The sequence below is a fragment of the Amycolatopsis sp. NPDC039088 genome (assembly GCF_055598845.1).
In genome coordinates this window covers 38,525-52,132 of the sequence record NZ_JBVKAE010000043.1, presented here as the reverse complement: position 1 = coordinate 52,132, position 13,608 = coordinate 38,525, and the positions used below count along the sequence as shown (strand labels likewise).

Genomic DNA, 13,608 nt, shown 5'->3' with positions numbered 1-13,608 from the left:
CCGTATGTTTGTGGAACAGTGTTCCGCTTAGCGCGGGCCGTCTTACGAGGGAAGAGACACCATGAGCACCCCAGTAATCTCGATCGCCCCGGTGGAGCTGCCGGCTCCGGAACGTGCCGTGGATCTACGGCTGCGGATCTCGGCTCCGGTGACCGGAAGCGAATTGCCGATCATCCTGCTGTCGCACGGCCAGGGCTATTCGAATCACCTCTCCTCCCTGAACGGCTATGCCCCGCTCGTGAACTACTGGGCGGCGCACGGATTCGTCGTTCTCCAGCCGACCCATCTGAGTTCCAGGACTCTGGATCTGGGGTCCGGTCACCCCGAAGCGCCGCTGTACCAACGGTCCCGGGCCGAGGACATGATCAGCGTTCTCGACCGGCTCGACGAGGTCGAGGCCGCGGTGCCGGGTCTGCGCGGACGCCTGGACCGGGACAAGGTCGCCGTGGCCGGGCATTCGATGGGTGGGCACACCGCGAGCCTTCTGCTGGGTGCGCGCTACATCGATCCTGTCAGCGGCGAGGAAGTGAACCTCGCCGAGCCTCGGATCTCGGCCGGTGTCCTGCTCGCCGCGCCCGGCCGCGGCGGCGACGCGGTCACCGAGTTCGTGGCGGAGAACTATCCCTTCTTCGTCAGTACCGATTTCTCGGCGATGACCACGCCAGCGCTCGTGGTCGCCGGTGACAAGGACTCCTCGGCGCATCTGACGGTTCGGGGTCCGGAATGGCACACCGATCCGTACTTCCTTTCGCCGGGGCGCAAGACCCTGCTCACCCTGTTCGACGCGGAACACGGTCTCGGCGGGATTTCCGGCTACGACGTCGCCGAGACCACGGACGAGAACCCGGAGCGAGTGGCCGCGCTGCAGCGGCTCACGGCGGCCTATCTCCGCAGCGAGCTCTACCCGGGCGACCCCGCCTGGCAGGAGGCGGCCGAGGCGCTGGCCACCGAGTCCGCTCCAGTCGGGCGAGTCGAAGCGAAGTAGCTCTCTTGCCCCGCCTTGGTGTCAGGGCACCGGAATCTCCGCCCACACCGTTTTGCATTCCGCTCCGGCGTCCACACCCCACTGGGCGCTGCTGATCGCGCCGACCAGGGCCAGGCCTCGTCCGTGCGGGCTCGCCGGGTCCCGGTTCTTCACGCGGCGAGGCTGCAGGTCGGGGCGGAAGTCGTCCACTTCGACGCGGACGACGTGCCGGCCTGAGGGTACGGAAACCCTCAGTTCGGCGGCGCCGTCCGCGTGTTCGTGCGCGTTGGTCACCAGTTCCGTGGTCAGCAGCTCGGTGTCCGCGATCGTGGCGCGGCCGACCTCGCTCAGCCGCTTTCGCAACCAGGCCCGGATCTCTCCCAGCGGTGGGGCGATCCCGGTGCGGAATTCGTAAACCTGTCGTGTTCTCGTGATACCCACGCGTTCTCCTCAGCGGGTTTCCCAGCTTGGCCAAGAGCATGGGCGTGCTCAAGGGAGTACCCCGGGAACACGGGATTCACACGCGGGGACTCCCGGCGATCGCGGTGACCCTGATCTCGACCCGCATCTTCGGCGCGCCGAGGGCCGGGACGCCGATCTCCGTCCAGATCGGTGCCCGGTCGCCCATGTGCTCGCGGAACTGCTCGACCATCACGCGGTTGTGGGTCTCGCCGATGAAGCCGGGGGTTTCCGGGACGTGGTACGAGTTCACGGCGATGACGTCGCGCCAGGTGGCGCCCGCGGTGGCGAGGGTGCGGGCGACGTTCTCGAAGGCCTTGACGATTTCCTCCTCCAGCGATTCGGGGAAGGTGAAGTCGTCGTCCCAGCCTCCCTGGCCCGAGATCTCGACGCGATCGCCGACGCGTACCGCCTGGCTGTAGCGCATTCTGGCCAGTTGCCGGTCGCCATATCCGGGTGTGGCGAAGAACTCCGGCTGGGGCATGGGGGATCCTCTCGTTGACTTCATCTTTGAAGTCAAAGTAGCACGCTTTTACTTCACGTGTGAAGTCCTTTGGCTCTGGGTAAGGTTCCGTCATGGCCACCTCGGATCCGGACGAAGCGCTGTGGCTGACCCCTGCCGAAAAAGAGGCCTGGACCGGCCTGGTCTCCCTGGTCCTCCTGCTGCCGGGGCGGCTCGAGTCGCCACTGCAGCACGACGCCGGGCTCACGCTGTTCGAGTACTTGACCCTCAGTCATATTTCGGAGGCCCCGGAACGACGGCTGCGGATGAGCGAATTGGCCTACCTCGCCAACGGTTCGCTCTCACGTCTGTCCAATGTGGTCAAACGCTTCGAGCAGCGGGGCTGGGTGGAGCGGACGCCGGATCCCGGTGACGGCCGGTACACCCTCGCCGTGCTCACCGACGACGGCTACGAAGTGGTCGTCGCGGCCGCGCCCACGCACGTCCGTTCGGTGCGGGAACTCGTCCTCGACCCCTTGACCGCGGAGGAGCAGCGGGAGCTGGCCCGGATCGCCGCCAAGCTGCGGACGCGCCCCGTCGATCTCGCTTAAGTACTTCGAGGCAGTCGATTGTGCGCGCGAAGGTACGTTGCGGCCGCCGTGCGGATCCTGGTCCTCTGACGGGATTCATTTCGCGCGACGAGGGGGAACACTCGTGGTCAAAAAAATATCAGCCGTACTGGCGGTGCTTTCGCTGGCGCTCTTGAGTGTCGCGGGTACGGCGCATGCCGGGATCGTGCAATGGTCCGATGGGTACGAATCGAATCCCTTCGGTACCTGGGAACGCGAAATTCAGGGCGGTGACGGGCATTCCTGGTTCGACATCGGGATGGGAGTGGCGCGGACCGGCAACAACAACGGCTGGCTCTTCGCGGACAACGGCTGGTCGGCGATGCGGGTTCCCAAGTCGCTGGGCGGTTTCCCGTCGAATCGATCGAATTGCGCCGCCGCCATCTACGCCGACCCGGTCGGTGGCGGAGCGAACATCGGGCTGGAGATCTGGGATCCCAACGGCTGGCGGAAGATCTCCCACACGGTGAAGTGGATCGAAGACTGGCAGGGCTATCAGCTCATCACCTTGCCCAACCTCAACCTGAACGGCGTGGGTACCGTCTATCTCCAGCCGATCTACGGTAACAACGGCGGCCCGGCGAAGTACGTCCGCCTGGACGACGCGATCATCCAGTGTGCCTACTGAGCGCGTCTCCCGGCAGGGCCTATCGGCCGACAGCCGGCGCTGCGCCATTCGGTGAAGTTTCACTGACAACATCGGTGGGATCCGGGTTCCGCCCGGCGAGGTGATCACGGAGACTGCCGGGACGTTCGGCCCTTCTCACGCTGAAGAGTGAGAAGGGCCGAAGGGCTTTCGGTTGAACGGCGCAATGCGGACATGGTCCGAGTAGCCCGGATTCGCGGTAACAACCCGTTGAGAGCATCGACGCGCGGCACTCCGGTGATCTCCGGCTGTCGCGCTAACGGAAGAAGAAATTTTTCCGTCTTTCTCAGGCAACCCACAGAATTCCGGCTGTGGCCGGGTCTCGAAAGGGAAGTCCATGTCGCGAAGACCACTGCTCGTCGTCCTGACCGCCGTCACGGCGACGCTCGTATCCACCGCGGTCGCCGCCGCGGCGCCGCCGGGGGTCGACCCGGCCACGGTCGATCTCACCCTCGCCGCGGGGCAGAGCACGACCGTGACCAAGAACGTGACGACCTCGGCGGTGCCGCCGAACCCCGATCTCGTCCTGCTCGCGGACACCACCGGCAGTATGGGCGGGCCGATCGGCAACGTGCGATCCAACGCCAATGCCATCACCGGCGACGTGCTCGCCGCGCAGCCGACCGCGCAGTTCGGTGTCGCCGAATACAAGGACTTCACCGATTCGGTGCCGTTCAAGGTCAACCAGGGCATCACCGGCGACACCACCGCGGTCCAGTCGGGGATCAACCAGTGGGTGGCCTCGGGCGGTGGGGATACGCCGGAAGCCAACCTGAACGCGCTCTATCAGCTGGCCACCGGTGCGGTCACCTTCCGGCCGGATGGCACCCGCATCATCGCGTGGTTCGGCGACGCGCCGTCGCACGATCCGAGCGGCGGCCACAACCTGGCGCAGACCATCGCGGCGTTGCAGGCGGCGAAGATCCGCGTCGTGGCCGTGAACGTCGGGGGCCTCGACGCCACCGGGCAGGCCAGCGCCATCACCTCGGCCACGGGCGGGGTGCTGCTGAACAACGTCCCCGCCGGTCAGGTCTCCCAAGCCATTTTGGACGGCATCAAGTCCATCGAGGTCACGGTGACCCCGAAGGTGACCAGCTGCGACCCGCAGCTCACAGTCACCAACGACCCGGGCAGCGTCAAGGTGGTCAGCGGCGGCGTCGCCCAGTTCACCGAGACGATCACCGCCTCGGCCGGGGCCGCTCCCGGCACCTACCACTGTGTGGTCGATTATCAGGTCGATGGTGTCTTGCTGGGGTATCTCGAGACCACGACCGTGCGCGTGCTCGGTTTGAGTATCAACGACGTGACGGTCGACGAAGGTTCAGGCGGCGCGCCGGTCCCGGCGACCTTCACGGTGTCACTGCTCGGTGGCCCCGGCCCGAATCCGGTGACCGTCCAGTACGCGACCGCCAACGGCACCGCGACCGCGCCCGTCGACTACGCGACCGCGAGCGGCACCGTGACGTTCGCGCCCGGTGAGACGGTCAAACCGGTGACCGTTCTGGTCAGCCCGGACACCGTCGACGAACCGAACGAGACGTTCACGGTGAACCTCTCGGCCCCGTCGGGCGCCGGGCTCGTCGATCCGGTCGGTGTCGGGACGATCGTCGACGACGACCGTGACGGCGTCTTTTCCTGCACGGGTACCGCGGCGAACGTTCTCGGCGTGACCGCGGCGCGGGCCAACCCGGCGAATCTGCCGTGTGCCGACGACGCGAGCACCGTGGCCGCCGCGACGCTCAACGCCGGTCTGATCAAGGTGGACACCCAGGCGCTGACCGCGTCGACCGATCTCACGCCGGACGACCAGTCGGCGGCCCCGGCCGCGGGCGACCGCGCGCTGGCCACGGCCAGGATCGACAAGACGGTGATCAGCACGGTCGGGCTGACCATCGAACTCGGCGTGATCCAGTCGCGGGCCACGGCGACCTGTCAGCCCGCGCCGGGCGGTCTCGCCCCGGTACTGGCAGGCAGTTCGCATGTCGCGTCGCTGAAGATCAACGGTTCGGCGGTCACGGTGGGCTCGGAACCGCTGACCATCCCGCTGGTCATCGGCTCGCTGAAGCTCAACGGCCAGACCGTGTCGAACGGCGTCGTGAAACAGCAGGCGGTCGCCTTGGACACCGCGCTCGCGAAGATCGTGCTCGCGGAGTCCCAGGCCGACGTGCACGGCACCACCGCGCACCCGGCGGGCAACCCTTGCCGCCGCTGATGGGATGAATCGGCCGGGCGGACGGGGAACTCCCGTCCGCCCGGCCTGTCCAGCTGCTCCGTGAGTCAGGGGAGCAGTTTGACGGTGGCCGCGGTGGCCTGCGCGAGCAGCGCGTTGTCGATCTTGGCGTCCTTTGTGGACCGGTCGGTCAGTACGGAGAGGACGATCGGCGCCCGGTTCGGCGGCCAGACGACGGCGATGTCGTTGCGTGTGCCGTAGCTCGCCGTCCCGGTCTTGTCGGCGACCGGCCAGCCCGGGACCCCGGCGCGGATGTTCGCGTCACCCGTGGTGTTGCCGCGCATGATGTCGACGAGGATCTTGCGCTTGTCCTCGGGGAGCGCGTCGCCGAGGGCGAAGGCCCGCAAACTCACGGCGAGGGCACGAGGCGTGCTGGTGTCCCGGATGTCGCCCGGAGCGGTGTCGTTGAGTTCGGTCTCGATCCGGTCGACGTGGGTCGTGGTGTCGCCGATCCCGCGCAGCACCGAGGTGAGACCCGCGGGACCGCCGAGTTCGCGGAAGAGCAAATTGCCGCCGGTGTTGTCGCTGTAGCGAAGGGTGGCGTCCATGATCGCGCGCAGCGGCATGCCGGTCCCGACGTGCTTCTCGGTGACCGGTGATCCGGTGACGACGTCCTGCCGGCTGTAGGTCACCGTCCGGTCCAGTTCGGCGACCGGTGTCCGCTGCAGGACGCCGCCGGCGGTGAACACCTTGTGCGTCGAGGCGTAGGCGAACCTCTCGTCGGCGCGGAAGGCGACCTCGCGGCCGGTCGCGGTGTCCACCGCGTACACCCCGAGCCGGGCGCCGAAGGTGCGTTCGAGCTGTTCGAAGTCGGCACGACCGTCCGCCACGACCGGAACGGCGGTGGATGGGGTGGCAGGTGGCTGTGCGGGGGCCGGCGTGGAACACGCGGCGAGGGACACGACCGAAAGCGCCAGGAGAGCCACCCGGCTGGGCCGGCGGCGAGAAGAGACGGACACGGAGATTCCTTTCAAGATCGTTCGGTGTCCGCAGTCTGGCGAGCGCCGCTCATGCTGTCCAAGACACGAATGAGCTGTTCCATGCGTATCAGGCATAGTATGCGGTCGTGGACCTGATCGGCGGCTGCCGGGCGTTCGTGAGCGTGAGTGAGGCCGGGAGCTTCACCGCGGGAGCCGCGCTCGCCCGCATTCCCCAACCGGTGGCGAGCCGTCGGATCGCCGCGCTGGAACGGCATCTCGGCGAGCGGCTGTTCGACCGCACCACCCGCCGCGCGCTGCTCACCCCGTTCGGCCGGGACATGCTGCCCTCGGCGAAACGTCTGGTGACCCTGGCCGACGCCATGGAGCACGACGCGCGGCGCGCCAAACTGCGGCCGACGCGGGTCGCGATGCCGGAGATCTGCACCACCCGCGAGCTCGCCGAACTCGACGCGGCGGCACGGGCACTGGACGTCTTCCTGGAGTTCCGGCAGGCCCCGCCACGGGAACGAGCCGAACTCGTCCGCACCCAAGAGGTCCGCGCGGCTCTCACGACCGTCCCCGGGGAAGAGGGCGCCTGGAAGGTCACGCTGGGCCTGGCCGGTACGGGCGGGTCGCGGCCGGGTCCGCTGCATCTGGAAACCTTGCGGGTGGGCCGGTCCGGCCGTACGCCTCGGCGGGTCTGGATCCAGCCCGAGGACGACGTCCCGCATCTGCGCGACCGCCTGTTCCGGGTCCGCGATTCGGTGGGACTGCGGCCGGCCCAGGTCACCGTCGCCGATTCGCTCACCGCGGCCGCGGCGGCCGTGTTCGGTTCGGCCGATCTGCTGCTGTGCTCGACGGCGCAGGCCACCGAACTCGGCTTGGCCTGGCGGCCCATCGGCGAGATCCGGCTCGTTCGCGGCTACGAGATCACCGCGGGGCTCGGCGAGGACGCGCAGCGGCTCCGTGCACGCTTGTGGCCGGACATCGCCCGGTGTCTCGGCGCGGAGGAGACCACATGAACACCGAATCGCTGCTCCCGCGATTGCGCGCGGAACTGGACGACGGCGGTCTGCGCGGTTCTTTCCTGGTCCGGGATCTGCGGACCGGATCCGAGATCGGCATCGATCCCGACCTCGAGTTCCCGAGTGCTTCGCTGGTGAAGATCCCGCTCGCGGCGGCGACCCTGGAACGAATTCGCCGGGGTGAACTGGATGGTTCGGCACCCATCGAGGTCCAGCCCGGCCGGGCCACCGCGCCGGGTCCGACCGGCCTGACCCGGTTCCGGCATCCGGCCAAGGTGGCGATCGACGACCTGCTCTACCTCACCATGGCCATCAGCGACGAAACCGCGGCCGACGCGCTCTTCTCGCTGACGCCGCCGGCCGAAGTCACCAGGATGACGCGGGAATGGGGAGTGCCGGGGATTTCCGCGCGGCATCCGGCGGCGGACCTGAGCGACACCCCCGCGGAACGCTTCGGCCCCGAGGACGTCCACCTCGCGCACGCTCTCGCGATCAACGCGGGCACCGCCGGGCAAGGACATCCCGTTCCTCAGCTCGACATCACGCGCGCGAGTACCGGTTCGGCACGCGCTTTCGTCGGTCTGCTGGAAGCGTTGTGGACACCGTCCAAAGTAGACGAGTCCGTGGCGGGGCGGGTGCGCGAGCTGATGGGGCTCAACCTGTTGCGTCAGCGGCTGAGTCCCGACTTCGCCTCCGACGCCACGAAGTGGTCGTCGAAAACGGGGACACTGCTCAACCTGCGGCACGAGGTCGGCGTCGTCGAACACGCCGACGGCGGGGTCTTCGCGATCGCCGCGCTCACCGAATCCCGGGTCCCCGCGGTGATCCAGCCGGAGGCCGAAGTGCTGATGGCGCGCGTGGCGCGGACGCTGCGCGATCATCTGCGCGACGGATGAAGGCCGACGTTTACGGAAAGATCATCGCGGGTACCCCTCGCCCGTGCTCGACCCATCAGCTGATCTCGCCGCGCACTTCCCCGAATTGCGGGACCAGCGTCTCGTCGTCGACTACGACGACGCCGACGACCCGGTCCTGCTCCGCCCGGACGGTTCCCCCATCGACACCTGGCGGGAGAACTATCCGTATTCGACACGCATGCCACGCGACGAATACGACGTGGTGAAGCGGTTGCTGCAGATCGAACTGCTGAAACTGCAGTACTGGATCAAAGACATCGGTGGCCGCATGGTGATCCTGTTCGAAGGACGGGACGCGGCGGGTAAAGGCGGCACCATCAAGCGGTTCACCGAACACCTCGACCCGCGTGGCGCGAGAGTGGTGGCGCTGAGCAAACCCACCGAACGTGAGCGGGGCGAGTGGTATTTCCAGCGCTACGTGAACCATCTGCCCACCGAGGGCGAGATCGTGCTGTTCGACCGGTCCTGGTACAACCGCGCCGGCGTCGAACCGGTGATGGGGTACTGCACCGACGAACAGTACGAACGCTTCATGCGGCAGGCCCCGCTGTTCGAGCGGATGCTCGTCGACGACGGGATCGTCCTCGTCAAACTGTGGTTCTCGGTGTCGAAATCCGAGCAGCGGACCCGGTTCCTCATCCGGCAGGTCGATCCGGTGCGCCAATGGAAGCTGAGCGCCAACGACGTCAAGTCACTCGACCGCTGGGACGCCTACACCGAGGCGAAGGTGAAGATGTTCCGCGCCACCGACACGGAGATCGCGCCGTGGACGGTGGTCAAGAGCAACGACAAGAAACGGGCGCGGGTCGAGGCGATGCGCAGTGTGCTCGCCCGGCTGGACTACGCGGACAAGGACGAGGACGTCGTCGGCGAGCCGGATCTGAAGGTGGTCGGCGCCGCGGCGACCCTCCTGGAGGAGGGCGAGGACGAGGCGTCGCTCAGCCCGACTCCGATCGCGCCGTCGCCGGATCCCGACCACGGGCCCGGTCTGCACCCGTAGTCGCGTCCAGGGTGCCGAGATTCCGGCATGTCGGATACCCACCAACTCCGAGCCGAGTAGGTAAGCTGATCATCCGTCTTTACTTCTCGTACGGACGTCGGGGCTCCTGTCGAAAGGGATGATGGTGATCAGCGGTACGGGAGAAACGCGGAAGGGCATCGTGTCCGTGGTTGCCGGTGCCTTCCTGGCGTCGGGCCTGCTGCTGGCTCCGGCGACGGGTGCGGCACCCGCGGATAACGCGGAGCCGGACACCGCGGCGCTCGCCGGTGCGCTGACCGAGCAGGCCGTGGCTTGGGGCGAGTGCTCGTTCCCCTCGGTCGCGCCGGCGGCGGAAGCCGAACTGAAGAAGGTCAAGGGCCTGGCCTGCGCGACCATCCAGGTACCGCGCGACTGGCACGACCCGCAGGACGGCAACACGATCGGCATCCGCGTCTCCAAGACCGCGACCGCCTACCCCGGTACCGGCAGGCAGGGCATCGCGCTGGTCAACCCGGGCGGCCCCGGCGGGGTAGGACTGCCGTGGGGCGCCGCGATGGCGAAGCGCAGCCCGGTGCTGGCCGGACAGTACGACTTCGTCGGCTTCGACCCGCGTGGCGTCGGCCTGAGCACGCCGCTGACGTGCAGCTACCCCGTCCCGGACAGCACCGACCAGAACGTGATCAACCGCGCGAAGGTCGACGGCTGCCTGAAGAACCCGCTGACGAAGTTCATCACCACCGAGCAGACCGCGTACGACATGGACTTCATCCGGGTCATCCTCGGCGAGAAGAAGACCAGCTACATCGGTTACTCCTACGGCACGTGGCTCGGCACCTGGTACGCCACCATGTTCCCGAGCAAGGCGCACCGGTTCCTGCTGGACTCCTCGACCGACGCCAGCCGCTCGACCTTGGAGAAGACCTGGGACCTGCAGCCGCGCAGCCGTGACCGCCAGTTCCAGGAAGCGCTGCTGCCCTACATGGCGCGCAACGACGCCAAGTACCGGACGGGCACCGACCCGCTCGAGATCCGCCGCAAGTGGGAGAAGGCGGGCGGCACCCGCGAATACTCGGGCATGCTCTACGCCGCCTGGTTCATCATCCCGGCGATGTACGACACCACGCAGTACCCGTCGGCCGCGTCCATGGTGGCCGCGCTCGTCAAGGGTCCGGCGCCCACCGGGACCGACGCGGAGAAGCTCGAGAAGGTCGTCACTCAGGCGCTGACCACTCCGGGCCTGACCGACGCGAACAAGGCATTCCTGGCCAAGGCGAAGGGCAACGCGCTGGAGGCCATCGCGAAGAAGGCTTCGGTCGAGCGCAAGGCTTTCTATCAGGGTGGCGCCGAGGTCGAGACCTGGGACGCCGCGTTCGAGGCGATCCGCTGCCAGGACGGCCAGTGGAACCAGAACCTGCACTACTGGAACTACTGGCAGGCCGACCTGACCAAGAACGCGCCCTTCGTCGCGCCGATCATGGCTCTCTCGGGCGCGCCGTTGTGCGCGTTCTGGCCGACCACCAACGCCAAGCCCGCGCCGGACGCGAAGACCTTCCCGAAGCTGCTCATCGTGCAGACCGAGCTGGACGCGGCCACGCCGTACGAGGGCGGGCTCGCCACCGCGAACAACCTGCCGGGCGCCAAGATGGTCAGCGTCGACAACGAAGGAAGCCACGGAATCTTTCCGTACAACACCGACTGCGTCGACGACCCGATCGTGGCCTACTTCCAGACCGGCTTGACGCCGAAGAAGAAGTTCACAGGCTGCCAAGGGCTGCCACTGCCCGGTGAGGACAAGACGGTCGAGGTCGGCGGCCACCTCGGGCACGACGGCAAGGTCAAGATCAAGATGGTCAGCCCCGAGGTGCGCAAGGCGAACGAGATCGTGCGCGAACTCCTCGAAGGAACCGCCACCGCGGCGGCCGACGAGAAGGGGATGCCCGTCCACAGCTGATCCCGGGTTCTTCCGGACGGAAGAACCCGCGCCAGGGTCTGTGATCCCCTCGTTACCGGTTCGGCCGCACGAATCCACGACCTTCGCCCCTCAAGAACAGCGAGCGCAAACAGCGGACGGCGCGTCCGACATCGATGTCAAGGCGGCTTAGGTACCTCTACCATCGGGCGACACGCGTGATCCGACGGAGGGCACGCGTGAGTGAACGGAGAACACGCGACGAAACCTGCCGCTCCCGCGTGTCATCCATCCAGTCACACGTGTCCTCCGTCTGATCACACGCGCCATCCATCCAGCCACGCGAAACCACCCACTCACGACCCCGTACTGAACCGTGCATAGGTGTCAATCGCACATCTGAGCGCCGGTGACTGTCCTTTGCGGACACTCTAGCGTGGTCGGCGCCCGGAGCCACACCTCGAAGGCGCCATGAAGGGGTGGGTCGGGTTGTCGTGAGTGTTTTGGGTCGTTCTGGCCAACGGTGTTTTGGTTACCTACGGCGGGTGAGCTGGGTAGCGCTGCGTCCGTGGGGGACTCCTTGAGGGACCCAGAGTCCCTCAAGGAGTCCTTCACGGACCCGAAACCCCATCACAAGCCCCAGCGGCACCACCAGTCACAACAGCGGCGCGTGAAGGACCCCTTCCCTCGGCTCAGCCGAGGAAACTCGACCCTCACACCTTTCCCGGTACATGAAGGCCCCCTTTGCTGCGCCTAGCGCAAGGAAGGGGGCCATCATGTACTTCACGCGAGCAAGCCCGCAGGCCACGAGTAGGTACCTGAGAGAAGGTTCGTTCTAACGACCCAAAACACTCACGACAACCCGAGCCAGTCGCGGGAAGCTTGTCACTCACGCCCGAGTTTCGCCTGAGGAATTCGCCCTGTCGCCTTTTCCGGCCTCGCGAGTGGTAATGACGGCTATAACAGTCATTACCACTCGCGAGGTGACCGATGAATCCGACGCTGGTCATGATCGGGCTCGGGGCGTTCGTCACCACCCTCGACAACACGATCGTCGCGGCGGGCGCGCCCTCGATCGCGCGTGACCTCGGCCTCGGCCTGCCCGCCCTGCAATGGGTGAGCATCGGGTACATGCTCCCGTTCGCCGGGCTGCTGCCGGTGGCGGGTACCCTGGTGGACCGCTGGGGGCAGGCCGCGACCCTGCGGGCCGGGCTGCTCGCGTTCGGCGCCGGAGCGGCCGTGGGCGGACTGGCCACGACGGCGTGGCTGGTCATCGCCGCACGGGTGGTGCAGGGTGCGGCGGCGGCGTTCCTGGTACCGGCCTTGCTGAGCCTGCTTCGCACCAATCTCGACGCGCGAGGGCGCGCGGTCGGCGCGACGGTGTGGACGGCCTGCCTCGCGGTCGCGTTGGCACTGGGCCCGCCTCTCGGCGGCGTACTGAGCGAGTACCTGGGCTGGGGCTGGATCTTCTTCGTCAACCTTCCCTTCGTGGCGGCGATGCTGGTGTTGCGCCGCAAGGTCGCCACCGCCGGCCGCGATCCGGCGGCGAAGCGGCCCGCCGTGCTCTCGATGCTGGTGGTGACCACCGGAATGGTCCTGATCACCGCCGCCGTGGTGCGACTGGGCGAGGGTGACGTGCTGGCGCCGGTGGCGTTCGGCGCCGCGGGAACCACCTTCGCGATCTGGTTCGTGCTGCGGGAAAAACGCGCGCGTGAGCGGCTGGTTCCCGCGGAACTGACCGGGCAGCGGGTCTTCACCGGCGCGCTCGGCGTGCAAATGCTGTGGGGATTGGGGGTCTCCGGGGTCTTCTTCTTCACGCCGTTGCTGCATCAGGAGTTTCTGGGCCTCAGTCCGGTGCTCGCCGGGTTGCCGCTGGTCGTGGTGGCGATCGCGGTCGTCGCCGCGACTCCACTCGTTCCCTGGGCGGTACCGCGTTTCGGTCCACATCGGACGGTCGCGATGGGGCTGGCCACGGTCGTCATCGGGCTGCTGGCACTCGCCGTGGTCAACCATGTTCCGGAGGTGCTTCCCAGGGTTCCCGGGCTGGTGTTGATCGGTGCCGGGTCGGCTTTGACCACACCGCTGACCTCCTACGCGCTGGAGATCGTGGCGGAGCGGCACTCGGGTACCGCCTCCGGCCTGCTCACCGCGTCCCGCGAGCTGTCGAGCGCGCTGGGGGTCGCGCTGATCGGGACGGTACTGGCGGTGGTGCGCACGGCGCGGCTCGGCGAAGGCGCCGCGCCTGCCTTGGCGGGCGGCTACACGGCGGGCTTGCTGACCGCGGCGGCCCTGGAACTCGCCGGCGCACTCCTCGCGTTCAGGCTGCTGAAGGAGCGAGCGGGCCGAAATCCGTCCCGAGGTGACAAGCGTGGTGCCCCGTTTCTCACTTCCCCGTGAGCATGACCGCATCGCCGTCAGCGTTTCGCGGTCACCTCATTGACACTCTTCCCGCCTGATCCATACAGTTCGGCGCAGATAAAGAACGGTC

Annotated in this window: 12 protein-coding genes; 9 read left to right on the top strand and 3 right to left on the bottom strand. The window is 67.6% G+C overall.

What is annotated here, in order from left to right; all coding sequences use genetic code 11:
- The first annotated feature begins 61 nt into the window (after positions 1 to 61).
- A complete protein-coding gene (locus tag ACZ7KI_RS37165; RefSeq protein WP_470277695.1) occupies positions 62 to 985 on the top strand; it encodes an alpha/beta hydrolase family protein in 924 nt (307 codons plus the stop codon).
- A 21-nt stretch (positions 986 to 1,006) separates the two neighbouring features.
- Here ACZ7KI_RS37165 and ACZ7KI_RS37160 read toward each other — a convergent pair whose 3' ends face one another.
- Complete coding sequence (locus tag ACZ7KI_RS37160; RefSeq protein ID WP_470277694.1) at positions 1,007 to 1,405, bottom strand: ATP-binding protein; 399 nt, start codon at positions 1,403 to 1,405, stop codon at positions 1,007 to 1,009.
- A 76-nt stretch (positions 1,406 to 1,481) separates the two neighbouring features.
- The gene (locus ACZ7KI_RS37155) at positions 1,482 to 1,907 is read right to left on the bottom strand and encodes a Rid family hydrolase (protein WP_470277693.1); all 426 of its coding nucleotides are present in this window, start codon (positions 1,905 to 1,907) and stop codon (positions 1,482 to 1,484) included.
- Positions 1,908 to 1,999: 92 nt separating this feature from the next.
- Here ACZ7KI_RS37155 and ACZ7KI_RS37150 point away from each other — a divergent pair, with 92 nt between their 5' ends.
- The 3 genes from ACZ7KI_RS37150 (at position 2,000) to ACZ7KI_RS37140 (ending at position 5,352) form a co-directional block, all read left to right on the top strand.
- Positions 2,000 to 2,476 (top strand): MarR family winged helix-turn-helix transcriptional regulator, encoded by a 477-nt coding sequence (locus ACZ7KI_RS37150; RefSeq protein WP_470277692.1) that lies wholly within the window; start codon positions 2,000 to 2,002, stop codon positions 2,474 to 2,476.
- A 103-nt stretch (positions 2,477 to 2,579) separates the two neighbouring features.
- Positions 2,580 to 3,122: a hypothetical protein gene (locus tag ACZ7KI_RS37145; protein WP_470277691.1), complete on the top strand. Its 543-nt coding sequence runs from the start codon at positions 2,580 to 2,582 to the stop codon at positions 3,120 to 3,122.
- A gap of 355 nt (positions 3,123 to 3,477) precedes the next feature.
- Positions 3,478 to 5,352 (top strand): Calx-beta domain-containing protein, encoded by a 1,875-nt coding sequence (locus tag ACZ7KI_RS37140; RefSeq protein WP_470277690.1) that lies wholly within the window; start codon positions 3,478 to 3,480, stop codon positions 5,350 to 5,352.
- 65 nt (positions 5,353 to 5,417) lie between these two features.
- Here ACZ7KI_RS37140 and bla read toward each other — a convergent pair whose 3' ends face one another.
- Positions 5,418 to 6,329: a class A beta-lactamase gene (gene bla / locus ACZ7KI_RS37135; protein WP_470277689.1), complete on the bottom strand. Its 912-nt coding sequence runs from the start codon at positions 6,327 to 6,329 to the stop codon at positions 5,418 to 5,420.
- Between the two features lie 107 nt (positions 6,330 to 6,436).
- On the opposite strand from bla, the gene ACZ7KI_RS37130 reads away from it, so the two are divergent.
- From ACZ7KI_RS37130 to ACZ7KI_RS37110, 5 genes are all read left to right on the top strand, one after another.
- The gene (locus tag ACZ7KI_RS37130) at positions 6,437 to 7,312 is read left to right on the top strand and encodes a LysR family transcriptional regulator (protein ID WP_470277688.1); all 876 of its coding nucleotides are present in this window, start codon (positions 6,437 to 6,439) and stop codon (positions 7,310 to 7,312) included.
- Positions 7,309 to 8,211, top strand: a complete 903-nt coding sequence (locus ACZ7KI_RS37125) for a serine hydrolase (RefSeq protein ID WP_470277687.1) — start codon at positions 7,309 to 7,311, stop codon at positions 8,209 to 8,211. Before ACZ7KI_RS37130 ends, ACZ7KI_RS37125 begins: the two co-directional genes overlap by 4 nt.
- Before the next feature lie 43 nt (positions 8,212 to 8,254).
- On the top strand, positions 8,255 to 9,232 hold the full coding sequence (gene ppk2, locus ACZ7KI_RS37120; protein ID WP_470277686.1) for a polyphosphate kinase 2: 978 nt from the start codon (positions 8,255 to 8,257) through the stop codon (positions 9,230 to 9,232).
- Positions 9,233 to 9,392: 160 nt separating this feature from the next.
- A complete protein-coding gene (locus ACZ7KI_RS37115; RefSeq protein WP_470277685.1) occupies positions 9,393 to 11,162 on the top strand; it encodes an alpha/beta hydrolase in 1,770 nt (589 codons plus the stop codon).
- 948 nt (positions 11,163 to 12,110) lie between these two features.
- Complete coding sequence (locus tag ACZ7KI_RS37110) at positions 12,111 to 13,517, top strand: MFS transporter (RefSeq protein ID WP_470277684.1); 1,407 nt, start codon at positions 12,111 to 12,113, stop codon at positions 13,515 to 13,517.
- Positions 13,518 to 13,608 lie beyond the last annotated feature (91 nt).